The organism is Pseudoduganella sp. GCM10020061 (genome assembly GCF_042683405.1).
Classification (GTDB): Bacteria; Pseudomonadota; Gammaproteobacteria; order Burkholderiales; family Burkholderiaceae_D; genus Telluria.
Window position 1 is genome coordinate 671,363 of the sequence record NZ_JBHUJS010000001.1, and the last position, 25,269, is coordinate 696,631.

At 59.0% G+C, this 25,269-nt stretch carries 18 protein-coding genes; 13 read left to right on the top strand and 5 right to left on the bottom strand.

The annotated features are described in order from the left end of the window. Positions 1–223 precede the first annotated feature (223 nt). The 4 genes from ACFSQR_RS03020 to zorA are packed head-to-tail and all read right to left on the bottom strand — an operon-like array spanning position 224 to position 8,279. Entirely contained in the window at positions 224–3,475 is a 3,252-nt protein-coding gene (locus tag ACFSQR_RS03020; protein ID WP_377727964.1) for a DEAD/DEAH box helicase, read from the bottom strand. Beyond that, on the bottom strand, positions 3,472–5,244 hold the full coding sequence (locus ACFSQR_RS03025; protein WP_377727966.1) for an EH signature domain-containing protein: 1,773 nt from the start codon (positions 5,242–5,244) through the stop codon (positions 3,472–3,474). The genes ACFSQR_RS03020 and ACFSQR_RS03025 overlap by 4 nt, the downstream gene beginning before the upstream one ends. Positions 5,245–5,261: 17 nt before the next feature. Next, the gene (locus ACFSQR_RS03030; protein WP_377727969.1) at positions 5,262–5,981 is read right to left on the bottom strand and encodes a flagellar motor protein MotB; all 720 of its coding nucleotides are present in this window, start codon (positions 5,979–5,981) and stop codon (positions 5,262–5,264) included. A gap of 12 nt (positions 5,982–5,993) precedes the next feature. Beyond that, entirely contained in the window at positions 5,994–8,279 is a 2,286-nt protein-coding gene (zorA, locus tag ACFSQR_RS03035; RefSeq protein WP_377727972.1) for an anti-phage ZorAB system protein ZorA, read from the bottom strand. A gap of 317 nt (positions 8,280–8,596) precedes the next feature. On the opposite strand from zorA, the gene ACFSQR_RS03040 reads away from it, so the two are divergent. The 10 genes from ACFSQR_RS03040 (at position 8,597) to ACFSQR_RS03085 (ending at position 20,871) form a co-directional block, all read left to right on the top strand. Beyond that, a complete protein-coding gene (locus tag ACFSQR_RS03040; RefSeq protein WP_377727974.1) occupies positions 8,597–9,268 on the top strand; it encodes an ankyrin repeat domain-containing protein in 672 nt (223 codons plus the stop codon). Further along, positions 9,265–10,965, top strand: coding sequence for a hypothetical protein (locus tag ACFSQR_RS03045; protein ID WP_377727976.1), 1,701 nt, complete (start codon positions 9,265–9,267; stop codon positions 10,963–10,965). The genes ACFSQR_RS03040 and ACFSQR_RS03045 overlap by 4 nt, the downstream gene beginning before the upstream one ends. Positions 10,966–10,985: 20 nt before the next feature. After that, entirely contained in the window at positions 10,986–13,352 is a 2,367-nt protein-coding gene (gene hsdR, locus ACFSQR_RS03050; RefSeq protein ID WP_377727978.1) for an EcoAI/FtnUII family type I restriction enzme subunit R, read from the top strand. Continuing rightward, a complete protein-coding gene (locus ACFSQR_RS03055) occupies positions 13,345–14,019 on the top strand; it encodes a DUF6988 family protein (RefSeq protein ID WP_377727980.1) in 675 nt (224 codons plus the stop codon). The genes hsdR and ACFSQR_RS03055 overlap by 8 nt, the downstream gene beginning before the upstream one ends. 17 nt (positions 14,020–14,036) lie before the next feature. Continuing rightward, positions 14,037–15,485 carry an N-6 DNA methylase gene (locus ACFSQR_RS03060; RefSeq protein WP_377727982.1) on the top strand — a complete coding sequence of 483 codons (1,449 nt, stop codon included), beginning with the start codon at positions 14,037–14,039 and terminating at the stop codon, positions 15,483–15,485. Next, complete coding sequence (locus tag ACFSQR_RS03065; RefSeq protein WP_377727984.1) at positions 15,482–17,203, top strand: restriction endonuclease subunit S; 1,722 nt, start codon at positions 15,482–15,484, stop codon at positions 17,201–17,203. The genes ACFSQR_RS03060 and ACFSQR_RS03065 overlap by 4 nt, the downstream gene beginning before the upstream one ends. Positions 17,204–17,213: 10 nt before the next feature. Then, entirely contained in the window at positions 17,214–17,552 is a 339-nt protein-coding gene (locus tag ACFSQR_RS03070) for a hypothetical protein (protein WP_377727986.1), read from the top strand. A gap of 207 nt (positions 17,553–17,759) precedes the next feature. Beyond that, the gene (gene bla / locus ACFSQR_RS03075) at positions 17,760–18,641 is read left to right on the top strand and encodes a subclass B3 metallo-beta-lactamase (protein ID WP_377727988.1); all 882 of its coding nucleotides are present in this window, start codon (positions 17,760–17,762) and stop codon (positions 18,639–18,641) included. A 125-nt stretch (positions 18,642–18,766) separates the two neighbouring features. Next, a complete protein-coding gene (locus ACFSQR_RS03080; protein ID WP_377727990.1) occupies positions 18,767–19,621 on the top strand; it encodes an MOSC domain-containing protein in 855 nt (284 codons plus the stop codon). A 116-nt stretch (positions 19,622–19,737) separates the two neighbouring features. After that, a complete protein-coding gene (locus tag ACFSQR_RS03085) occupies positions 19,738–20,871 on the top strand; it encodes a DUF484 family protein (RefSeq protein WP_377727992.1) in 1,134 nt (377 codons plus the stop codon). 168 nt (positions 20,872–21,039) lie between these two features. Here ACFSQR_RS03085 and ACFSQR_RS03090 read toward each other — a convergent pair whose 3' ends face one another. Next, positions 21,040–23,019, bottom strand: a complete 1,980-nt coding sequence (locus ACFSQR_RS03090) for a cation:proton antiporter (protein WP_377727994.1) — start codon at positions 23,017–23,019, stop codon at positions 21,040–21,042. 105 nt (positions 23,020–23,124) lie between these two features. Between ACFSQR_RS03090 and ACFSQR_RS03095 the strand changes: the two genes are divergently transcribed. The 3 genes from ACFSQR_RS03095 to lptC are packed head-to-tail and all read left to right on the top strand — an operon-like array spanning position 23,125 to position 25,258. Then, a complete protein-coding gene (locus ACFSQR_RS03095; protein WP_377727996.1) occupies positions 23,125–24,123 on the top strand; it encodes an SIS domain-containing protein in 999 nt (332 codons plus the stop codon). Then, positions 24,123–24,656, top strand: coding sequence for a KdsC family phosphatase (locus ACFSQR_RS03100; protein WP_377727997.1), 534 nt, complete (start codon positions 24,123–24,125; stop codon positions 24,654–24,656). Before ACFSQR_RS03095 ends, ACFSQR_RS03100 begins: the two co-directional genes overlap by 1 nt. A 2-nt stretch (positions 24,657–24,658) precedes the next feature. Beyond that, positions 24,659–25,258, top strand: coding sequence for an LPS export ABC transporter periplasmic protein LptC (lptC, locus tag ACFSQR_RS03105; protein WP_377727999.1), 600 nt, complete (start codon positions 24,659–24,661; stop codon positions 25,256–25,258). Positions 25,259–25,269 lie beyond the last annotated feature (11 nt).

The window sequence follows — 25,269 nt, forward strand, 5'->3', positions numbered from 1 at the left end:
CTTCGGAGGGTGGCCATGCTGACCGATACTCAATGCCGCAACGCGAAGCCCAAGGAAAAGCCCTACAGCTGGGGGCGCCAGTGCTATCGAAACAACGCTGGAGATAGGTTGGTCGAGATTTTATTGTTCAATAGACTTTGTCAAGCTGAATAAAGTTTTACAACACTAGCATTGATGCTCTTCTAATTTCGGGAAGACTCATGGCTTATGGTTCGACGAATTACTATAGGTGTGATGAAAATTCTGCCAGTTCAATATCGCCACTCCCGTTCAGCATATCGGTGGCGAGCACTCGTTTGCGGGTCAACAGTTCATCGAGTGTTTGTTCAAACGTTTTAATTCCATCAGTGACCACAGTTGGGTAGTAAACGTACACGTCTCGCTGTTGGCCGATTCGGTAGGCACGATCAGTCGCTTGATCTTCTTTTGCCGGGTTCCATGGGCGAGTGAAGTGAATAACGTGGTTTGCACCCTGAACATTGACACCAAAGCCTACAGCTGTGGTCGAAAGGATGATCACCCCAAAGCCGGGTTTTGATTGGAATGCGTCAATGAGAGTCTGACGGCTGGGGCCTCGTTCACTGGTCGAGTTCGTGTCGCCGTTAATAACTTCAGGCTTGAAGCCAAATTCGTCGAGAATTGCAAGCTGAAGCATCCGCTGAATATCCCGGAGCTCGGTAAAAATAATTACCTTTTCGCCAAGTGCGCGAATTTCCCCGAGCTTTCGCAAGGTCCAACGCAGCTTTGGTGATGCCTCGACCGCACTACCTTCTGGTCGAATTGAATGCGGGTTTGCGCAGATCAACTTCAAGGTGTGCAGAAGTCCCAACATGGCTGCACTCTGGTTGCCGAGCTTTTCCTGAACTGTGCGCTTGTCATGGTAGGCCGTGATTTCGGAACGGTACAGCCGACTCTGGGTGTTACTCATCGTGAGCGACTTGCAGGAGCTATCTTCGATCTTGGCTGGAAGATCTTTCGCGACATCCTGCTTAGTCCGGCGCAAAAGTTGCGGCTCGATGATCGCCCTAAGACGGGCAAGCGCCGCTTCGTCTTCGCCAGTCTTTGCTTCGATGGGCCGCCTGAAATCACGCCCGAAGTCGTTTAGCGAGCCGAGCAAGCCAGGCTGGATCCAGTCGTACAGGCACCATAAGTCGGTAAGGGAGTTCTCTACGGGCGTGCCCGTGCAGGCAATCCGAAATCGTGCCTGAATCGCTTTTGTTGCTTGAGTCACTCGCGCGGCCGGGTTCTTGATCTTCTGAGCTTCATCGCAGATCACAATGCTCCATTCCTGTCGCGCGAGCGAGAATTCTTGGTCACGTAAGGTCTCGTACGTCGTTAGTACTACACGCCGGTTCTGACGCCAGCCAAAACGTAGCAGGTTTTGAATGCCGTGCTCCCGTATTGCTGGCGGGATGTCTGCCTTGTGCATCCTTGCTTCCATGAGCGAGCGGCCGTACAGTTTCAGTGCATCCTCAGCGACCTTAGGATGCAGGAAATTGCGCATTTCTCGCTCCCAGTTATCCAGGAGGGAGACCGGAGCCACAATAAGGATTGGAAGCCCGTCCGGTTCATTTTCGATGCACCAAGCGATGAAGGTGAGCAGCTGGATGGTCTTACCAAGACCCATGTCGTCGGCTAGCACGCAACCGGATGTAATGTCCGGCGCCAGCGAGTACAAGTGCTGCAGCCAGCCCACGCCCTTGAGCTGATGCTCGCGCAACACGGTCTCAGGAAGTAGAGACACTGGCAGATCGGCGTTGGCAGCCAAACCGCGGCGGATTATGTCGCCCCGGTTCAGTGCGAAGCCGACTTCATCAATATTGCCCGCGACGAGCAGGACTTCGCGTTCTTGCTGTTGTTTCGGATCGGCGGGCGGTCTTTGTATGAATTTTTCACCCCACATGCCGGCGATACGCTCGGCGGTTCGCAGTTCGATCTCGAGATCGGGGCCGGGTAGACACGCCGTTGCCTCGTCGTCCGCCTTGGCTTGCGCGATGTTTTTCAGGAACTGTTCGTAGTGCTCGTGGTTCGACGTATCCCACTTGCTGAGTAATTCGCCGTCCAGGCCGAGCTGGTTGAGTAGTTCCTTCGGCAGCCAATTTTCCTTTGACGCCTTCTGCAAGTACGGCGAGCTGATCTTCTCTGCCACACCGATGCCGATTACCCGGTCGCCGTACTGGCTCAGGTCGAGGACACTGTCGAGCTCATGCCCGGCTCGTTCCTGCACCCAGCGCTGCTGCAGGCTCTCAAGATCAGACAGGTCGCGGTTGCCGAAACCTGCCAGTTCCAGTTCGTATCCCTTCCAGCATGCGCATGGTAAGCCAGCGAATAACTTGCTGCCCACTTCGTGGACGAAGCGATCCATTGTCACAGGCTCTGCGAAATCGAGTTCGACTGGGGCCGCTTCGGCGGGAGCTGTCAGCCACAGCAAGACCGTGTCGATGGTACCGTCGGGATTCAGCTGTGGCCTGATCGTAAAGGTGTAGAAGTGGATGCCAGCTTCTTCCAGCGAGTGATCGTACTCGTCAGGATCGAGCACCTGGGCAGCTTCCGGCCCAAGGAATGCGTACGGATTTTTCAGGAACAGCGACGCCTTGTCGCCGGAGACGCGACGGCCGGGCATCGCGCGCACCTCGTCCAGGACCGCCTTGACTTCACGCGTAATAAGCACATGCGTGAGGCCCCCATTCGGCGCTGGGATCACGTACCTGTCCGGCACAACCTGGTTGCGTTCGAAGGCCGACAGCCAACCGTCGGGCTGTTCCGCGAACTGCGGCGTGACTTCGATGACCTGCTCATCACCGACCATCTGCTTGTCGAGTTTGAGTTTCAATGATTCGGGGCGCAATACGACCGTGCGGTCGAGGAAACCGTCCATCTTGGCCTCCGCGCGTTTGGCCAGCTTGCGCACGGTCGCCCAGCCAAGCTGATTCGTCCTCTCGCTCGGTTCGTCTTTCTGGCTTCGGTGCAAATCCTGGACTGCCTTGACGAATTTCCAAACCGCTTCGGTTAGTAGGAAACGTTGCCCATCTATCGCGAAAGATGCACCTTGGCGTGCCAAGCCACCACGAATAAACGTGCCGTCGGGTGTTTCCCAGCCCTGAATCAATACCTTGAAGTCGACATCGGAAAGACTTCCCGCGCTTGCGACGACCGGTCGAAGTGCGCGCAACGCTGGCAGCATCAGCAGAGAAATGCTTGCCTGATGTTCCTGCGAACCCAAGAGTTGATAAACCTGATCCCACGGCAGCAGCCATTCTTCGACGAGCGGAGTGATGTACCCCTCTTCTTCGAGTTGCTTGAAGTACGCAAGCGACTCCCGCTCGGCGCCGCGCGCCCGCGCAATGTCGGCGTCGGTAACGGGTGGGTACAGTGCACCATTCTCGTCAAATTGCGGTGTGATCGCTTGCGGTTCAGGAATAACCGGGGCGGCTGAGGGTGATGCTTCGCCACGAAGCAAGTTCCAGAGTTTCACTTGATCCAAAATCCTTTGGCAGGGTGGAATGTCATTCCGAGCTTAGTGAGCTCATTGCCAAGCACCGTATTGAACCCGACAGAGAGTAGCCAGAAGGCGCCGCCCTTATGAAGATTGTTCTCTATCTTGACCTGGTTGATCCGCGCAAGCTCGGTAGCTATGGTGATAGCGCGCTGTGTTGATGGGGCGATCGTGAGTGCGGCCACAGATGAGCCAAGCTGAGGGGAATGATTTGCTGAGTCGGCGGTCCGCAGCCGGGTTGGTTGTGGTGGCACCTGCATCGTCGACTGCGGCGGGGCAGGTAGCGTCGCCTGCTCGTGCGCCCTCGGGAACTGCGCCTGGTAGTTCTTCACCTTGCTCGCCGCGGCAGGGGCAGCTTCGCCCGGGCGTATTCCCCGATTCTGAAGGAAATGGTCAGCCTTCGGTTCCCAGCCGCTCATGTGCAGTATGCGATTGTCAGCATGTCGCTGCCTATCGTAGAGCACTTTCTTCAGCCCGTAGTTGGCATTGAGGAACTTAGCTGCCGGGTCGAATGGCAATTCCTTTTCTTGATATGCATAGCAGGCATTACCGGTTCCGGAAAACTCAACCAGATACTGGTCGCCGATTCGCATCACAAAGGCGTTGTTATAACTTTGTCCACCGATCAAACTCCCGCAACGGGATGCATTCTTTTCACGGAAATTCCGAAATTCCGGGTCCTGGCTATTCATCGCGTCGGCACCCAGCAGGATGCGCGTGTACGAGATTTGGTCGACAAAGCGCAGCCAATAGCGGAGCCGCGCTTTGTCAACCTGGCCCGATCCCTGAAGCAGGCTAAAGAAATGCTCGAGGTCTTCCTTGGCAAACCAGCGCAGCACCATGCTTCGTACTGGTTGTTCCACCATGGTCCATCGCGTCGCGCCACGCAGTTGCGGATTACCCCATCGGGAAAACGATTCGCTCTTTAGTAGCTCGTGCGGTTCAGCCCGATGCACTGACTGGCAATATCGCGTGAGTAAAGCTGCCAGCACATCGTCGGCGTACAGAGGCATCAATTTAAGGAAGTCGATGAGATGCGGAAGTGCTTCGATGAACTCGCCGTCGTCCACGGCATTCAGATGCTCGATCTGCCGAGTAATCACTCTTCGCCACAGCCAGCTGGACTGCGGTATTGGCAATCCGTTCTTGAGCTGTTCCCGCTCGCTAGCTGAGCCATTGAATATGAGATGACGCAGTGAGCTGCCAGCCTCGTCCGTGAGGATGTCACGATGCTCCTCCAGGATCCGCGACCACAATTTCGGCCGGCTAAGACTGCCGAGCAGGATAGGCATCGTTTCGGCCAAGCGCCCACGAAGGCGCAGCCAATTCGTTTTCTGCGAAGACTCGTCGACGTTATACGAAAAATAGCTGTTCAGCAGTCCGAACCAACCCTTGCGCGGCACATCCCTGCGAACGATCCATTCAGCCGTGTGTAGCATCACCGCATCGAAGAGTGGTTGCTCCTCTATCGGCTTGCCACTGGCGCCGCAATCGTCGCATAGCCCCCATGTGATCAAGATCCACTCCCGCCGCGACAGGTCGGCCTCGCCCTGGCGCAGCCGGGCGAGCGCGTTGATGCGTTGCTGCAGGGGAGGTTCCGGCGGCGCACCTTGTTCAAACAGCAGCGCGATCCGATCCGCCTCCTGCCTGAGTTTGAAGGGAGGGGCCATGTCGAGAATGACGCCCTGGCTGTCTCTGCCAAGCCGGCTCAGCGAAAGGCTTAGTTCTCGCGACAGGGCTGCCAGCAATGGGAGACGATCCGGCATCATATCAAGAGGCACTTCTCGGGGCCGTCAACATTGAAGACAGTAGGATGGCTCGCGGCGACGTTGTCCTTCAGTCCGTAAAACTGTAGCCGTAGCTCTACCCGGCGGCTAGCTTCCGCGCTGTCTTTTGCATTGTTGAATGAAACGCCGCCAGCTAGGAACAATTCCCGGACCTGTTGCTTCTGTACCTGGGAGAGTCCCGTGGTTGCAGAAAAACGGTCATCCAGCATCGCGCACATCACCCACTCCGAGCGTTGCAGACTCAGGTGCAGGTTATACAAGTACGACCCGTCGGTATCGGTAAAGCCTTCGATCAGTACTTGTTTGAACCATCTTTTGCCCTCGTCACTCATCGCTGCGTCGATCACCAGCGGCACGACCTGACGCAACGCTGTTTGCCCGCTTGGTCCCAACTTGTATTCGTTGAAGCCGAAACGCCCAGCTTCGCCGAAGTTAATGCGGTTGTCACGGCAGTCAACAATGATATTGCCGTTGAGTTTACCTGCCTTTAGCTTGAGCCGGTTGCAGAGATTCGAGATGTCGGAGGTCCTTGCTTTCTCGCCGTTCTCGATGTCCGCAATGCGCTTGGTCATCATCACGAGAGATGCCACCATCACGACAAGGAACAAGATCATCAGGGCAGTCATCAAGTCCGCATAGGAGATCCAGAACGGTTTTTCGCCCTCGGATTTTGCACGTTGTGCTGCAGGTGCTCGCATGCTAAACATGTGTTACACCCTCGCTGCTCGCACGGCGGCCTTGCCCAGAACATCCGATAAATCTTCGATGTTTTCGGCGACCGTCTCGACACCACCCGCGAGCGACTTTACTGCCTTGTCCAGCTCGGAATCGAGCGATCCCATGGTCTTCATTAGGGCGCGTTCAACACCGTGTCCGAACTCGTCGAAGCTGCGACCTACAACTGTTGAAATCTGCTGAAGGTACTCCTCGGTTTCCTTGTTCAGGCTGTGAATCTGCTCGCTCAGGCGCATCAAATCCGTGGCCGTCTTCTCGCGAATGCCCGCCTCGTGCTGCGCCCTTTCGATCATCGATTGCAGAGACACCATACTCTGTGCAGTCACGTCACGGTTGACGCGATAGTCCGCAACGACTGAGGACAGGTCACGCATTGACAAGGAAATTTCGGAAGAGCTGGTACGTAGTGACGAAATCAACTCGCCGCTGGACTGGAGGAGGGTCTGGACGTTACTACCCGCGCTGTCGAAGCGCTCGGCGGCAACTCGCATCTTGTCGGCGCCGACTTGCATGCTCTGAAGGCTGCGCTCGGTCTGGCCGCCCAGCGCGTCGACTGTTTGGCGCATCGCGTGACGTTCGGTTTCGACCAGTCCAACCAGTGATTTCACCTGATTGCCCAACTCGCCCAGCGCGGATGCTGCCTCTTGCTGGAACTGCTTGAGCGCTGATTGTGCCTGCTGATCCATGTCCTGGCGGCCCCGGTCAAACGTTGCGAACATATCTGTTATGCGGGCGGTGAGTGCTTCGGATGCCTGCGATACGCTGCTTAGCCCGTCTTCCTGGGCCTTCGTAATTGATACGCCAATGCCGCTGACCATAGTTTGCATCTGCTGCTCGAGCTGGCTGATCGTACCGGCAATCTGGCTAATTGTCTCGGCTTGGCCGCGGCCAACGCTGTCCTGCATGTGCTGGACAAAAGCTTCCATTTGGTCCGTCATCTTTTGCTGACGAGCCTCTCCGTCGGCAAACATGCGTTCAAGCTGCGCAGCAATCTTCCCTCCGGCTTCCACACCTTGACTTCCCATGTTTTCGACTGCTGACTGCATTGTCTCGACCATATTGTTCAGGGCGGATTGCATGACTTTCTGGCTGCTATGCAAGTCTTGCAGTGTCCTGGCCAGCTGCTGTGAAATCGTCTGACTGGAAGCTTCGCTTGCACTACGTAGATCGCTCACCAGTGCAGCGAAGCCATTCTGCATCTGCTGCATTGCGGTGACGGATTGCTCCAGCATCGTGGACAGGCCCTGGAATTGCTGACCGAAGGTTCCTTCGAGCTTGGCCATGAAAGCGACGAGTACTTCTTGCAGCATGGAGCCGACCATCTTGGACTGGTCGCCACTAACCGAGGAAACGGACTGCGCAATCTTTTCCAACGGCTCGCGGAAACTCGATTCAATACTATGGCTAATCTGGTTCGCGAGCACGTCGCCCGACTCACGATAGCTGCCGCTCAGGGTTTCCGCCAGCTTAAGGCTTTCGCGGACTTGGGTTTCGACCAGGTTTTGCAGCATTTCGCGCAAGTCCGTTACCAGACTGTCCTTGAGCATCCTGGTCTGCACTGAACTCTCCTGGCTCGTCCGAACCAGCTCTGCCAGATACTCTTCACCTACGCCAGCATCGAACAGACGATCGATTGCATCCGTAAGCTTTTCCAGGTGCTCGTAGCAGATGCGCAGCCGGTCCTTTTCTACATGGGTAACGACCATGGCGCACGCAATTGAAGCCAATGAACCGATGAATGCGAAGAAAACGTCGCGAATAAGGCCGCTAACGCTCGCCTGTACTTTCTCAGGCGCACCTGGGTCAAACTCACTCAATCCCAGCATCAGGCCAAAAAAAGTGCCGATAATACCGAGGCCAGTGAGGATGCCCGGGAGATGCTTGAAGTACTCGGTATGCAGTGGCGTGTCGACGATGCTTTGCGGCGAAAAATAATGCGAGGCGGATATGGTGGCACGACTACGAACGACCACAGGCTCACCATCGATGATCGTGTTTTGATCGTGCAGCGTCTCCTGGAACTCGCTCCAGTGGTGGGCGAACGGCGTGTCCCGAAACACATCACCAGCGGCGGTGCGCCGTCCGGCTGGCGTTTGGTTCTTGATCGCCGAAATATGGTTCGTGCACTTATCCAGGTCACGAGCCAGTGTTCGTGAAGGGAGCAAGTAACGTTGTCTAAAGCGCCAAGATAGAAAGATAAGTAGCGCCAAAACTATCGCCGGAGCGATCAACGCCGTAGGGGTTTGGAGAAAGTAGGGCATGTAAATACTCGTGGGCAGGCGTCAGGAGAAATGAAGCCGCATAGAGGAAAAATTTCTAGTAATAAACAATACCTCAAGTTAAGATTGTTGGTGTAAGTTTTTGCAACGGAAGTGGCAACTATGCTACTTCTCTGGCGGGTGGCCGTAAGTTATAGAAGGAAAGCCGATAGAGAAAAGGTGTCATGTGTACCGCAGCTAATCATCCTCCAGACTGCCGCTGTGGGTGGGACGTACAGTCACAGGTCATCACCTCTACGGACTTCCCTAGGACCACGTGGAGTGGGAATCCATGGTGGCGACATATTCGCTCATTCTCATTGTCAACTGTTACCGAAGCTGTCTATGCAGGCGCGGCCATCGATGAACGCGACGATCGGGGATACTCCGCGCTGATATGGGCGGCGATCCGTGGTCAGTTAGATGTTGTGCGTTTTTTGATCAGATCTGGAGCTGACATTGAGGCGAAAGACAGCTTTGGTCAAACTGCCGTCTACTTTGCTTGTGTTAATTTGCATGACGACATAACTGCTTTGCTGCTGGATTGTGGTGCTGATGCCAGCCATCTTGACATTGCAGGAAAGCTGCAGCATTCAGAACGGCAGTTGGCTCTTGAAAAATCGATTGAAAATGCCGTTGTTCGGGGCGCAGAAGGAGACTTGGTAGAGTTTCTTGATCGCTGGGAGAGCGACGGGCGGAGGGAGTTCCGAAGTATTAACCCGGTGTTGGCTGCCGTTAAGGCAAAGCGGTACGCGGTTTTACCATTGTTCAAGCCCTTTCAGTTAGACTTTTCGAGACCTGATGAACGTGGCTTTTCCCCTCTCATGTGGGCGTGTATTTGGGGTGACTGCGCAATGATTTCATCGCTTCTTCAATTGGGGGCAGACCCTCATGCTCGTGGAGTGGGCGGACAGACTGCGCTCTATCTGCTGGAGGCAAACGGTCATGGTCAGTTGCGCCACCTTCTGGATCGACAACCTGAGGATTCATGAGCAGTCCACTTATCCCACAAATGCCCTTCGTCTGGCCTGAGCCTCGCGTTAGCTCAGGATTCAGCAGGTACGAGGCGGCGCTTCCTTTCGAAGCAGACGCACGGGCGGCGTTGAGCGTGTTCGGTGTTGTGTCTGCAATCGACGCTATGGCTGTCAACTGGATGGAGGGCTATCTCGGAGATCACCCCGAAGCCAAGCTCCGGCTGGTCATCAGCATTCACCCAACTTGCAGGACCTCGCAGTCCGACCTCCAACACTTGCTTCGGTTGGCCGAACGCCACGCCGATCGGGCTGACTTCAGGGTTTTCCCCGAGGCGTCCTTGCTCGATCGGTCATCGAACCTCTTATGCTTATGCGGTGCGGACGGTCATGTGGCAGTCTCGGTCGGCCCAACCGAAAACCTGGGCTTTGCGCCCGTGTCGCCTTCGCACGCGAACCTGGCTTCGACGGTGACGGCTGCGGCCCTTGAAGCTTGTCGAAAATGGTTCGACTACCTGTGGGGCATCGCAGGGCCGCTGCGGCCCGATATCGTGTCTTCGATGCCGCACCTGGTGCTACCTGAAGGGGATCGAGAGGCCGCGCGATTGTGGGCGGACTACCGACACCGCTGTCTTGCCCAGGAATCAGCTGCTGAACCGCCCGTGCGAGCCGTCGTCAACCCCGAATCGGGGGAGGTTGTACTTGTTGACCACAACGACGAAGCGATTCCCTCGCCAACTGAAGCTATCGGCGTGCCGAAGCTCGACCCACTATCCGAGCATGTGGCTCGCATCTTCGAGCTCGGCGTGCTGGTATCCGTCGATAAATTGAGTCGGATTCCGCCGTTGGAGGCGCCTGTTAAGCCATCCTGGTTCGACGTGGAGAGCTTTCGTCAAACCGGTATGGTCACGGCGCAGACGTCGATCAAGGTTGCCCCTTTCGACGAGACCACACTCAAGAAAATCGACAGGTTACGCCGTGTATCTGGTGAAGTATTGCCGAGTTATTCGTTTGCACTTGCTGACGGTATTCGATGGATTCCCAAACAGGCTATTCCGCTTTTCGAGGCGGCACTGACAGCCGCAAACTGCGATGCAAAAAAGCTCCTCGGCGAGGCCGTGGGGAATGACATCCAAGCTTTTCTGACGGCGCAGCGCGACCGAATCCGCGACGACGCCCAGCGCATGTACGCTGCCTATCATCCTGGCGGAAAGATCCCGGAAGACGCCGTTACGAACATTGTCAGCGAACTCAGTTTGCGACTTGAGAAGACGAAGGCTGACCAGCTAATTCCCAAAGTTGCGTACTCACCCGTAGCATTCAATCCGTCGCAGAAGTCAGAGTGGTCATCGCCGTGGGGCCAGGCATTTGCTCTCCTGAAGGGAATCGCAGAGTTCCCGCGCCAAGCCATGACTGACCGGTTCTTCTGGCGTGGAATCAAGACCAATGAAAACGCTCTGGTCAATGCCATGAACGTGGCGGGCGACTATCTCGTCGAAGAGTATGGCGGCCGCAAGGCCGCGCAACGCGCCCAGCTGGAATTGGAAATGATCAAGCAACTTGAGGCCGTGACGTGCGACGCACAGGCCAAGTGCCGGGCCTTGTGGACATTGATCACCACAGGAAATGAAGAAGCTGTTGTCGCGCTTGTCGCGCGAGAACCAGTGGTGGCTCCCACTGCCAGCTCAACAACGGCACAGATGTCGTTATTGGCTTAACTTCCGTCCGCGAGAAATCAATGTCAAAGAAAAACCTCTCCGAGCGCGACATCTGCACCCAGTTCATCACCCCTGCCGTGCAGAACGCCGGCTGGGACTTTGCGGGGCAAATACGCGAAGAAGTCACTTTCACGGCCGGGCGAATCATCGTCCGCGGCAAGCTGCACAGCCGGGGCACCAAGAAGCGCGCAGACTATCTCCTGTACTTCAAGCCAAATCTGCCCATCGCTGTCATCGAAGCCAAGGACAACAAGCACGGTCTCGGCGATGGCATGCAGCAGGGCTTGAGTTATGCCGAAACGCTCGATCTGCCCTTTGTCTTTAGCAGCAACGGCGACGGCTTTCTCTTCCATGATCGCACTGGCCACGCGCAACAGGTAGAAACGAGCCTCACGCTCGCCGAGTTCCCCTCACCACAAGAGCTCTGGCAGCGTTACTGCGCATGGAAGGGACTTGCTACCCAAGAGAGCCGTGAAACTGTCGAAACGCCGTATTACGATGACGGCAGCGGCAAGACGCCACGCTATTATCAGGTTAATGCCATCAACCGTACCATCGAGGCGATAGCGCGGGGCCGGCAACGCATTCTGCTGGTAATGGCTACCGGTACGGGCAAGACCTACACCGCCTTCCAGATCATCTGGCGACTGTGGAAATCGAAGACCAAAAAACGCATTCTCTTTCTGGCGGACCGCAACATCCTTGTCGATCAGACCCGCACCAACGACTTCAAACCGTTCGGTCAGGCGATGACCAAAATCGAGAAGCGACAGGCCAACAAGGCGTTTGAAATTTACCTATCGCTCTACCAAGCCGTTACCAGTAACGAGGAAGAGAAGAACATCTACAAGCAGTTCTCACCGGATTTTTTCGACCTTATCGTGATCGACGAATGCCACCGGGGCAGCGCCGCCGAAGATTCGGCATGGCGCGAAATCCTTGACTACTTCTCCGGTGCCACGCACATCGGCCTCACCGCCACGCCCAAGGAAACCAAGGAAGTATCCAACATCCATTACTTCGGCGAGGCGGTCTATACCTACTCACTGAAGCAAGGCATCGACGATGGCTTTCTCGCTCCCTACAAGGTCATTCGCATCGACATCGACAAGGACCTGCAAGGCTGGCGTCCCGCCAAGGGGCAGACCGACAAGCACGGCAACTTGATCGAAGATCGAATCTACAACCAGAAAGACTTCGACCGAACGCTAGTGCTGGAAAAGCGCACCGAACTGGTTGCCAGAAAGATTACCGAATTCCTCAGCGCCACCGATCCCTGGGCCAAGACCATCGTCTTTTGCGAAGATATCGACCACGCTGAACGGATGCGGCAAGCGCTGGTCAACCTCAACCCGGCGCGCGTCAAGGAAAACCGCAAATACATTATGCGGATCACCGGCGACGAGGCCGAGGGCAAGGCTGAGCTCGACAACTTCATCAACCCAGAAAGCCGTTACCCGGTCATTGCCACGACCAGCAAGCTGATGACTACCGGTGTCGATGCGCAAACCTGTAAACTCGTTGTGCTCGACCAGCGCATCACGTCGATGACCGAATTCAAGCAGATCATTGGTCGCGGCACCCGCATCAACGAGGAATTCGGCAAGTTCTGGTTCTCTATTATGGACTTCAAGAAGGCCACCGAGCTCTTCGCCGATCCCGACTTCGACGGACCGCCAGAACAGGTCTATGAACCCGAAGACGATCAGCCACCCGTGCCACCCGATGACGCGGCCCCTGAAGACGAAACCGATCAGCCTGGGCCGCCCGTCCAACCGGAGCCGCCTTTGCCGCCAGATGATGAGGGTGAAAAGCGGATCAAGTATGTTCTGGGCGGTGAAGTCACGGTGTATGTCGTTGCCGAGCGCGTCCAGTACTACGGCCCGGATGGCAAGCTGATCACTGAATCGCTCAAGGACTATACCCGCCAGGCGGTGCGCAAGGAGTACGCCTCGCTTGACGACTTCCTGCGTCGCTGGACCAGCGCCGACCGCAAGAAGGCGGTCATCGAGGAACTGGAAGCCCACGGTGTGATCCTCGACGCCTTGGCCGAGGAGGTCGCGAAGAAGGATGGACGCGAATTCGATCCATTCGATCTCGTTTGCCACGTTGCCTTTGACCGCCCGGCGCTGACGCGGAGGGAGCGGGCCGAACAGGTCAAGAAACGCGACGCCTTTGCTAAGTACGGCGACAAGGCGAGAGCGGTGCTGGAAGCCCTGGTCGAGAAATATGCCGACTCCGGCATCGAGACTATTGAGGACATCAAGATCCTGACCCTCGATCCTTTCACCCGGTTGGGTACGGCGGGGGAACTGATCCAATCTTTCGGCGGGAAGCCTGCATACTTGTCTGCGATCCGGGAGTTGGAAGACCAGTTGTATGGTTGATCGGGAAAATCAGTCTTTGCAGGACATGACGGAACAGAAGTTTGCCGCGTTTTTGGAAACGAACGGCCGATTCCATGAACGGGTCGCTAAACACCTCGTTGGGTTGGCCCCGTTTCCTGAGCAACGCTATGACCTCGCCCTGAGGTCGGCGCTGCTCTCAACGGAACATGGCGCGGCGGCCTTTGTTCTCATTGCTAATCAGTTTTACGCCCCTGGCTATACGCTGCTGCGTACCCAGTTCGAGACGCTGGTCCGCGGCATCTGGTTCATGTACGCCGCCAGCGACATCTGGATTGAAAAGCTCAGCCGGGCTCTGACTGCAGAAGCGGCAGAAGCGGGGAAAGATGTCCTGATGGTCGCCGACATGTTGAAAAGTTTGAGATCGTCCGAGTCTGCCCCACGGGCGTTGCTGGACCAGTTGGAGGCTTGCCGGGATGTGATGTGGAAAGCGCTCAACAGCTATAATCATGGCGACTTTCACCCACTCGCGCGTTTCACGACGGGTTATCCTCGACAGCTTTCCTATGACGTGTTAGGCAACTCAAATGCCATCACGGCACTCGCGTCGCAACTTGCCGCGATAGCCACCGGCGACCAGGAAACCATGGACTCGGCCCGTGCGCTGCACGCCGACTTTGCCGATTGTCTTCCCATCATCAGTCAATAAATTCAAGCACCTGCTTTATGTCCATCAGCACCACCATTAAATCCATCCAAGACATCATGCGCAAGGACGTCGGCGTCGATGGCGACGCGCAGCGCATCGGCCAGCTGGTCTGGATGTTCTTCCTGAAGATCTACGACGACAAGGAAACCGAGTATGAACTGCTCGATGACGATTACCGGTCGCCGATTCCCGAGCATCTGCGCTGGCGTAACTGGGCGGCCAACGCCGAAGGCATGACCGGGGACGAACTGCTCGACTTCGTGGACAAGCAGCTCTTCCCCACGCTGAAGAACCTGCAACCTAAGGGTGACGACAAGCGCGGCTTCGTGATTCGCGGCGTGTTCGAGGACGCCTACAACTACATGAAGTCCGGCCACCTGATGCGCCAGGTTATCAACAAGATCGTTGAAGGCATCGACTTCAACAAGGCGCAGGACCGCCATCTGTTTGGTGATCTGTACGAACAAATCCTCCGCGACCTTCAAAACGCCGGTAACGCCGGTGAGTATTACACCCCGCGCCCGGTTACGCAGTTCATGGTCGACATGACTGCGCCGCAGCTCGGCGAAAAGATTATGGACCCGGCCTGCGGCACTGGCGGTTTCCTGACCTGCGCCATCGAATACGTGCGCAAGTATCACGTTAAGACCGTCGAGCAGGAACAACTGCTGCAGCAATCCATCTTCGGCGTTGAGAAGAAGCCCCTGCCGCACCTCCTGTGCACTACCAACATGATCCTGCACGGCATCGACGTGCCGACCAATGTGCGACACGACAATACCCTATCGCGCCCTCTGCGCGACTACGGACAGCGTGACCGCGTCGATGTTATCGTCACCAACCCGCCCTTTGGTGGCGTGGAAGAAGATGGCATCGAGAGCAACTTTCCGGCCACCTTCCGCACCCGCGAAACCGCCGACCTGTTCCTTGTCTTCATCATGCATTTGCTGAAGGACGGCGGCCGTGCCGCCGTTGTGCTGCCGGATGGCACGCTGTTCGGCGAAGGCATCAAGACGCGCATCAAGGAACAACTGCTGGAGACCTGCAACCTGCACACGGTCGTCCGTCTGCCCAATGGCGTCTTCAGCCCCTACACGGGAATCAAGACCAACCTGCTGTTCTTCACCAAGGGGACGCCGACGCAAGACGTCTGGTTCTACGAGCACCCCTACCCGGAGGGGTACAAAAACTACTCCAAGACCAGGCCAATACGCATCGAGGAATTCGCGGCGGAGAAGGCGTGGTGGGACGATCGTGTCGAAAACGAATTCGCTTGGAAGGTCAGCGTTGGCGACATCAAGGCACGGAACTACAACCTCGACATCAAGAATCCGCATAGCCCGGATCAAGTCAGCCATGATCCGGACGAACTGCTTGCCGATTATGCGCAGTTTCAAGCGCAGATCAGCGAGACACGGGACGCGCTCAAGGCGGTACTCGCCGCTGCGCTGGAGGGCCAGGCGTGAGTGTCGTGTTGAGCGAACATCTGCCGCTGCTCTCCACAGCACCGGACGGCGTACAGAAACTGCGTGGTCTCATTCTGGAACTCGCAGTACGGGGCAAGCTTGCGCTGCAAGACCCACAAGACGAACCCGCGAGCGATTTACTCAAGCGGATTGCGCGGGAACGTGCCCGATTAGAGGCGAATGGGGTACGCAAAAAAAATAAGGAAACGTTGCTTTCAGACAGTGATGCAGAGCCTTTTGAACTGCCGAGAGGGTGGGCTCTGACCAATTTGGCTAGTATCGCCCTAATCAACCCGAGGAATGCAGCTGACGATTCGGTTGGCGCTTCCTTTGTTCCGATGGCGATGATCGGGAATCGGTTTGACGGTTCGCATCAGCAAGAACTCCGCAAGTGGGGGGAGGTAAAGCAAGGTTTTACTCATTTCGCCGAGGGCGATATCGGTGTCGCCAAGATTACGCCGTGCTTTGAAAATAGCAAGGCGTGTGTGTTCGCTGGCCTGCAAAACGGTATTGGTGCAGGGACCACGGAGCTACATATAATCCGACCATTTGCGCAAACGCTTGAGCCGAGGTACGTGCTCGCGTATCTCAAGGCACCGATGTTCCTAGCGGCCGGAGAAACGAAAATGACTGGAACAGCTGGTCAGAAACGTTTGCCCAAGGACTTTCTGGAGTCAAATCCATTCCCATTACCCCCCCTCGCCGAACAACGCCGTATCGTCGCCAAAGCCGATGAACTGATGGCCCTGTGTGACCGGCTGGAAGCAGAGCAAGCCCACGCCGAGTCCGCTCAGGCCAAACTCGTCGATACCCTGCTCGGTACGCTCACCCAAAGTACCGATGCTGCTGACCTCGTCGCCAACTGGCAACGCCTCGCCCAACACTTCGATATTCTCTTTACCACCGAGTCCAGCCTTGAAGCCCTCAAGCAGACAATCCTGCAACTGGCCATCATGGGCAAGCTTGTGCCACAAGACTCGAACGACGAACCAGCGATTGACCTGCTCAAGCAAATTGCGCAGGAGCGTGCTCAGTTAGTACATATTGGAAAAATCCGAGCACCAAAAAGCCTGGACCGTATTTCGGCAAGCGAGACTACTTTTTCTGCTCCTGCAGGTTGGGAGTGGGTAAAACTCGGTTCGGTTGTCGAACTTATCAACGGCGACAGAAGCAAAAATTACCCCAATCGTGAGGAGTACGTTCCCACTGGCGTACCGTGGATCAATACTGGGCATATTCAGCCCGATGGCACACTCGCGACGGTAGGGATGCACTACATTACTAGAGAAAAATTCGATTCTCTCCGAAGCGGAAAAATTGAGCAGCATGACCTCGTGTATTGTTTGCGCGGTGCGACGTTCGGAAAAACGGCATTTGTCACCCCGTATTCCGAAGGCGCTATTGCGTCTTCGTTAGTCATCGTGAGACCGTATCTACCGGCGCTCAGGAGATTCTTGTTCCTATATCTGACCAGTCCTTTCGGTCGGTCACAAATCTTCCGCTTTGACAACGGATCAGCACAGCCAAATCTTTCGGCAAACAGTGTCACGCTGTTTGCTCTCGCAATTCCGCCTCTCGCAGAGCAACACCGCATTGTCGCCAAAGTCGATGAACTGATGGCCCTCTGCGACCGCCTCAAGGGCGACCTCGCCCAGTCGCGCAATCGTCAGGCGCGTCTGGCCTCAACCTTGATAGAAACAGCGCTCGACGCTGCCTAAGAAAACCGCTATGGCCATCCGCACCGCACTCTGGAAGGTATCCGCCCAACCTCAAGCGCTCACTGAAGCGCAGCTGCCAAGCGAGAAGCTACTCGAAAACATGATTGTCGCCGCGCCGAAAATGCTTTCGGACGAGTGGATGCTGATCGGCCGGCAGGAGAGCACGGGCGTCGGCGGAATTATTGACCTGCTCGCCATGGTGCCGGACGGTTGCGAGTACTTTGTTTCCATGCAGTGGTGGAAGACAGTGCCGTCACGCAAGCGGTCCAGGAGGTCGGTATGTTCGGCAACCAGAACTCCGTCTGCAAACCGAGCGCGCCGAAATGGCGTACCACCGTGGAAAGACTGAAAGAACGGTTCCCGGAATATGAGGGGATCGCGTAGTTGAGCCAAACCGGGTACGGAACCGGGTATGAAACGTCGGTGTTGATGTGAAAGTCCGCATGGATGGAGGCTCTTGATCGGTAACTTCCTGTTCAACGTCTGATTTGACGGGGACAGTCAACAAGGAAGCGCCTCGTCCGGGCGCTTTTCTTATGTAAAGCGAGAATAAGAAATGAAGAGACTTGCTACCGCTGCCATCGCATTGGGGCTGCCGTTCGGCGCGAACGCGGGTGACCCCGGCCACATTCACTGCAACTCGTGCGAAGCATGGAACGTCGCGCAGAAGCCTTTCAAGATCGTCGGGAACACCTACTACGTCGGCACCAAGGAGCTGTCCGCGATGCTGGTGACGACGCCGCAAGGCCATGTGCTGCTCGACGGCGCGCTGCCGCAGTCCGCAGCGCAGATCGAAGCGAACATCAAGGCGCTCGGCTTCCGCATTCAGGACGTGAAGTACATCCTGAACTCGCACGCGCACTGGGACCACGCCGGCGGCATCTCGGCGCTGCAGAAGGCGAGCGGCGCGACGGTGCTGGCGAGCGAGTGGGGCGCGCGCGTCATGCGAGCCGGTACCGTCGAGAAGGACGATCCGCAGTACGACGCCAAGGAGCCGGTGCATTTCCCGAAAGTCGCGAACGTTCGCGCCGTGAAGGACAACGAAGTGATCCGCATCGGCGACGTGGCAATCACCGCGCTGATGACGCCGGGGCATACGCCGGGCAGCACCTCGTGGACCTGGAAGTCGTGCGAAGGCGGCAAGTGCTACGACGTGGTGTACGCCGACAGCCTGACCGCAGTGTCGATGGATGGCTTCCGCTTCACGGGCGGCGGCGGGAGGCCGGATGTCTCGGGCAGCTTCCGTTCGACCATCGAACGCGTCGGCAAGCTGAAGTGCGACGTCATCGTGTCGACCCATCCGGGCTTTACCGACACCTTGAAGAAGCTGGCCGCGACGACGCCGTCGCATAACGCCTTCCTCGGCGGTGGCTGTGCGGAGTATGCGGCCAGCTCGCTCAAGCGCTTCGAAGAGCGCCTCGCCAACGAACGCCGCTAACCCGTCATCCCCGCGAAGGCGGGGATCCATGCTGAGCATCCGGGTGCGATAAAGTAATCTCCCTGGTTGATTCCCCATGGATCCCCGCGAAGGCCGGGGATGACGCTCCAGCCGCCCACAAACTTATGCCAACCGTTTCCGACCTCGTTATCTACCCCGTTAAATCCTGCGCGGGCATTTCCGTCCACAGCGCCACCATGACCCGCTATGGTCTCGCCGTGAACCAGGTCTACGACCGCGAGTGGATGCTGGTGACGGAGGACGGCCAGTTCCTCACCCAGCGCGAGCACCCCAGGCTGGCGCTGGTCGTCCCGCGCTTGAAGTCCGCGACGCTGGAGCTGCGCGCCCCAGGCATGCTGCGCCTCGAACTGCCGCTCGGCCTGCCGCACCCCGATGAAGAAGTCACGCGCACAGTACGCATCTGGGACGACACGGTGCTCGCCTACGACTGCGGCGATCTTGCTGCGACCTGGTTCGCGAACGTGATTGGCGCGCCATGCCGGCTGGTGCGCTACCACCCGGATGCCACGCGCTGCACCAGCGGCAAGTGGACGGGAGGCGCGCAGTGGCCGACGATGTTCGCGGACGGCTATCCGGTGCTGGTGATCGGTTCCGCCTCGCTCGCGGACCTGAACGGACGGCTGGCGGCGGCAGGGCGCGAGGCGCTTCCGATGGACCGCTTCCGTCCGAACCTCGTCGTGGACGGGCTGGAGGCCTACGAGGAAGACTACGTGGCGGCGTTCGCGCTGGGCGGGGACGCGCAACTGCGGCCGTGCAAGCCGTGCGCGCGCTGTCCGATTCCGTCGGTCGACCAGAGCACCGGGGAGCGCGGACCCGATCCCCTCGATATCCTCAACACGTACCGCAGCAATCCCAGGCTTGAAGGTGCTGCAGGCTTCGGCATGAACGCGGTGCTCGAGGGTGCCGAGGAAGTCACCGTCACCGCCGGCCAGCAGCTGCCCTTCCAACTTAACTTCTGACAGGCCGTCGGTATCCGCGCCACAGGACTTGCGCTTTTTGTATGCAAGCCGGCCTTCTTGGGCTAAGGTAGCGGCTGTTGCACAAAATAACAGCAGAGTTAAGGATTTTGCAAGGGATGACGGACGATACAAGTGTGGCGCTGGACTCGCTCCAGGCCGAGAATGCGAGCCTGCGCGCGCGTATGGCGTACCTGGTCGAGCAGGCGGAACGCAATCACGAGATCATGTGCCGTCACCAGCAGTTCGACCTGGCCATCGTCGGCTCGTCCGGCTTTCCGGAGCTGATCGGCACGATCTTCCGCGTCCTGCCGGTCATCTCCGAACTCGACGCCGTCACGCTGACGCTGGTCGATGTCGATGCCGACATCCGTACCGTGATGGAAAAGCTGGGCGTGGACCTGGCGCTGTTCCCGGACCTGCTGTTCGCGCAGGACGCCGACGGCCTGCGCTTCCCGCACGATGGCGCCCATAGCCCCAAGCCGATCATGGGCCGCTTCGAGCACGCGGCGCACATGCATGCCTTCCCGTCGCCGCCGCAAGGCCTGGCCAGCGTGGCGCTGGTGCCGCTGATGCGCAACAAGCGCGTGATCGGCAGCCTGAACCTGGGCAGCAACGATCCCTCGCGTTTCACGCCGGCGCTGGGCACGGACTTCATCGAGCACATGGCGTCGATCATCGCGATCTGCCTCGAGAACGTGATCTCGAACGAGATGCTCAAATATATCGGCCTGACCGATTCGCTCACCGGGGTATACAACCGGCGCTACATGGACCGCCGCTTCATGGAGGAGATCGCGCGCGCCCGCCGCCAGGGCTATCCCGTCTCGTGCCTGTACATCGACCTGGACCACTTCAAGCATGTGAACGACAGCGTCGGCCACCAGGGCGGCGACGAGGTGCTGCGCGAGGTCGCGGGCCGCATCAAGGACGAGCTGCGCCTGTCGGATGCGCTGGGACGCTTCGGCGGCGAGGAGTTCGTCGCACTGCTGATCGATGCGGACCTGGACTCGGCGCTCCATGTGGCGGAGCGCATTCGCGCCGCCGTGGGCGCCGCGCCGGTGACGCTGGCCACCGGTTTCAAGGTCGATTCGACCGTGTCGATCGGCGCCGCCACGCTGGACCTGTGCAGCAAGGACCAGGCGATCGACGCCTGCGCGCGTCAGCTGCTGTCGCAAGCCGATACGGCGCTGTATCGCGCCAAGGAAGGCGGCCGCAATCGCGTGGTCGGCTTCAGCGAGGCTGTAGCGTAGCCATTTCGCGGCAATTCGCCGAAAATGCGTGCAATACCGTCGAGTTAGCCAACGTTCGGCCATGATCGCTGCGGATCGCTGCGGATCGCTGCGGATCGCCGCGGGCCGGCGCAGATGGGCGCAGATGGGCGCAGATAAGCGCGGTTGAGATCCGAAGACAGTCCCTATTTACCGCAGCAGGTGATATTCGGCGTGCGCGACCGCTTCGGCCGATCCGCGCAGCACCACGACGTCGCCCGCCTGCAGCACCGTATCCGGCGAGAGGTCGATGCGCTGGCCGGCGCGCCGTACCGCCGTCGCTTCCGCCGCAAATTCGTCCAGCTGCAGCGCTCCCAATTTCATGCCCACCGAGCTCGCGCCTTCCGGCAGCGTGACGGAGTGCAGGCGCTCGAACAGGTCTTCCTCTGCCGTGTCGCTGGAACCGGCGAAGTAGCCGCGCAGCGAGGAGTAGCGCTGGTCGCGCGCCGCCTGCACCCGGTGCACGACGCGACGCAGCGGTACGCCCAGCATGACCAGCGCGTGGGAGGCGAGCATCAGGCTGCCTTCCAGCAGTTCCGGCACCACTTCGGCCGCGCCCTCGGCCTTCAGGCGTTCGAGGTCGGAGTCGTCGTGGCTGCGCACGATCACCGGCAGCGTGGGCGCCAGCTCGCGCACCAGCCGCAGCACCTTGAGCGCGGATGGCGTGCTGGCGTAGGTGATCACCATCGCGGCGGCGCGATGCACGCCCGCCGCAACCAGCGCCTCGCGCCGCGCAGCGTCGCCGTAGGACACGTTGGCGCCGGCGGCATGCGCTTCGGCCACGCGTTCCGGGTCCATGTCCAGCGCCTGGTAGGCGATCTTTTCCTCGGTCAGCAGCGTGGCCAGGCTCTGGCCGGTACGGCCGAAACCGGCCAGGATCACGTGCTTTTGCGCCGACATGGTGCGCGTGGCGATCTGCGTGAGCTGGAGCGAGCGGTTCATCCATTCGTTGGACGAGATCTTCATGACGATTTCGTCGGACTTGGTGATGATCAGCGGGGCGAGCAGCATCGACAGCACCATCGCCGCCAGCACCGGCTGCAGGATGGCCGGCTCCACCAGCCGCAGTCCGGTGATCTCGTTCAGCAGCACGAAACCGAATTCGCCCGCCTGCGCAAGCGCCAGGCCGGTGCGGATGGCCGTGCCGTCCGGCGCGCCGAACAGCTTGGCGAGGCCGGCGATGATTGCGAACTTCACCAAGACGATCGCGGCCAGCAGCGCAAGCACCACCCACCAGTGCGCGATCACCAGGTTCACGTCCAGCAGCATGCCGATCGTGATGAAGAACAGGCCGAGCAGCACGTCGCGGAACGGCTTGATGTCCTCTTCCACCTGGTACTTGAACGGCGTTTCGGAAATCAGCATGCCGGCCACGAACGCGCCCAGCGCGAGCGACAGGCCGGCCTGCTCCGTGATCCAGGCGGCGCCCAGCGTCACCAGCAGGATGTTCAGCATGAACAGTTCCTGCGACTGGCGCTTGACCACCACGGTGAACCAGCGGCGCATCAGCTTGTGGCCAATGAAGAACAGGAGCAGCAGCACCACGGCCGCCTTGACTGCGGCCCACGCCAGCGTCGGCGCCAGGCTGCCGGTGTCGCGCGCCAGTGCCGGAATCAGGATCAGGAGCGGCACCACGGCCAGGTCCTGGAACAGCAGGACGCCGATGATGCGGCGCCCGTGCTGGCTTTCCAGCTCCAGGCGCTCGGTCAGCATCTTGGAAACGATCGCGGTGGACGACATGGAAACCGCGCCGCCCAGTGCGAACGCCGCCTGCCAGCTGATGTTGAACATGCCCTGCGCGCTGAATGCGATCAGCGTGGCCAGCGCCATGGTGCCGCCGATGGTGACCAGCACCTGCGCCAGGCCCAGGCCAAATACGATGCGCCGCATCGCCACCAGCTGCGGCATGGAGAATTCAAGGCCGATCGAGAACATCAGGAACACGATGCCCATCTCGCCCAGCATGTGGGTGATGGCGCTGTTTTCGGCCAGCGCCATCGCGTGCGGGCCAAGCAGCACGCCGACGGCGAGGTAGCCGAGCATCGGCGGCAAATGCATCATCCGGAAAGCCACCACCCCCAACACTGCACAACCCAGCAACAGGAGGGTGAGTTCTAGTCCGGAAAACATATAAGCGGGGTTCCTTGCAGTGCTTGTGGATTGTTGGGTCTGGCAAGTTTTTTGCTTGGCCAGATCGTTTATACTGCTGCCATGAGTGTAACCGATGAAAAAACAATGCAGAAAGCTTTTGATGACAGCGCGATAACGCGTGCAATGCAACTGGCGCGCGAGACGCTGACGATCGAAGCCGATGCGATCGCCGCGCTCAACGCGCGCCTCGACACCGACCATTCCGTCGCCCGCGCGGTGCAGCTGCTGCTGGGCTGCAGCGGCCGCGTGGTCATCTCCGGGATCGGCAAGTCCGGCCATATCGCGCGCAAGATCGCGGCGACGCTGGCCTCGACCGGCACCCCGGCCATGTTCGTGCACCCGGCCGAAGCCGCGCACGGCGACCTGGGCATGATCACCGAAAACGATGCCTTCATTGCAATCTCGTACTCCGGCGAGGCGGCCGAGCTGCTGTCGATCGTCGGCATCATCAAGCGCATGGGCGCGCCGCTGATCTCGATGACCGGCAATCCGAATTCCGGCCTGGGCAAGCTGGCTGACGTCCACCTGGACATCTCGGTAGCCAAGGAGGCCTGCCCGCTCAACCTGGCGCCAACCGCCAGCACCACCGTGACGCTGGCGCTGGGCGACGCGATTGCCGTGGCGCTGCTGGACGCACGCGGCTTCAAGGAAGAAGACTTCGCGCGCTCGCACCCGGGCGGTGCGCTGGGCCGCCGCCTGCTGACCCATGTGCGCGACGTGATGCGCAGTGGCGACGCGGTGCCGAAGGTCGGCCTGGACGCGCGCCTGCAGGACGCGCTGATGGAAATCACGCAGAAGGGCATGGGCATGACCGCCATCGTCGATGGCGACGGCCGCCCGGTCGGCGTGTTCACCGACGGCGACCTGCGCCGCATGCTGGAGCGCACCCAGGACTTTACCAAGGTGATGATCCGCGACGTGATGCACGCGAATCCGCGCCGCGTGCACCCGGACCAGCTGGCGGTCGATGCCGTCGCGATCATGGAAGAATTCCGCATCAACCAGATGCTGGTGACCGACGCCGACGACAAGCTGGTCGGCGCGCTGCACATCCACGACCTCACCCGCGCCAAGGTGATCTGATGGTGCGCCCGACCGACGCCACCAACCGCGCCGCCAACGTCAAGGTCATGATCTTCGACGTGGACGGCGTGCTGACCGACGGCAGCCTGACCTACGCGGCCGACGGCGAAATCACCAAGACCTTCTATGTGCTGGACGGCCTCGGCATCCAGCTGCTGAACAAGACCGGCGTGGCCACCGCGATCATCAGCGCGCGCAACTCGCCGATCGTGGTCAGGCGCGCGCACGACCTGGGCATCAAGCACGTGTACCAGGGCATCCACGACAAGCGCATCGCCTTCGCCAAGCTGCTGGAAGAAACCGGCGCCACGCGCGAGCAGTGCGGCTATATCGGCGACGACGTGATCGACCTGCCGCTGCTGCTGCAGGTGGGCTTTGCCGTGACCGTGCCGACCGGCCATCCGGAAGTGCAGGAGCGCGTGCACTACGTGACGAAAAACCCGGGCGGGCGCGGCGCCGTGCGTGAAGTGTGCGACATGCTGATGCGCGCGCAGGGCACGTACGAATCCGCACTCGCGCAGTACTTCGCATAAGCATGGCGCGCCAGTACAGGAAACGGACAGCACACCGGTGGCGCTTCGGCGCCATCTTCGGCGTGTGCCTGGCGCTGGCGCTGGGCAGCTTCTACCTGGTCCAGCTGATGCACGTGCAAGACATGGAGATGCTGTCGGACGCGCACAAGGGCGAGCCGGACTACATCGTCGAGAATTTCAGCGCAGTGCGCATGTCCCCGGACGGCACGCCGCGCTACATCATCTCGGGCGCGCGCATGACGCACCTGCCGCTGACCGACAGTTCGACGGTGGAGTCGCCCGCGCTGCAAAGCTTCGCGCCCGGCAAGCCGCCGATGTACATCAACTCGAAGACCGCGCGCCTGGACCACGTCAACAACACGGTGGAACTGTCCGGTAACGTGGACATCCGCCGCGCCGCATCGCCGACCGCCAAGCCGATGACGATGCGCACCGAGGCGCTGACGGTGCTGGTGGACGAGGACCAGATGCAAACGGCGCTGCCGGTGGTGATGACCAGCGGCGCCACCGTGGTGCGCGGAGTCGGCATGAGCGCCAACAACGCCACCCGCCAGGTCAAGATCAACAAGGCACGCATCGAACTGCCTGCACATGAACCCTAACAGAACGGGAA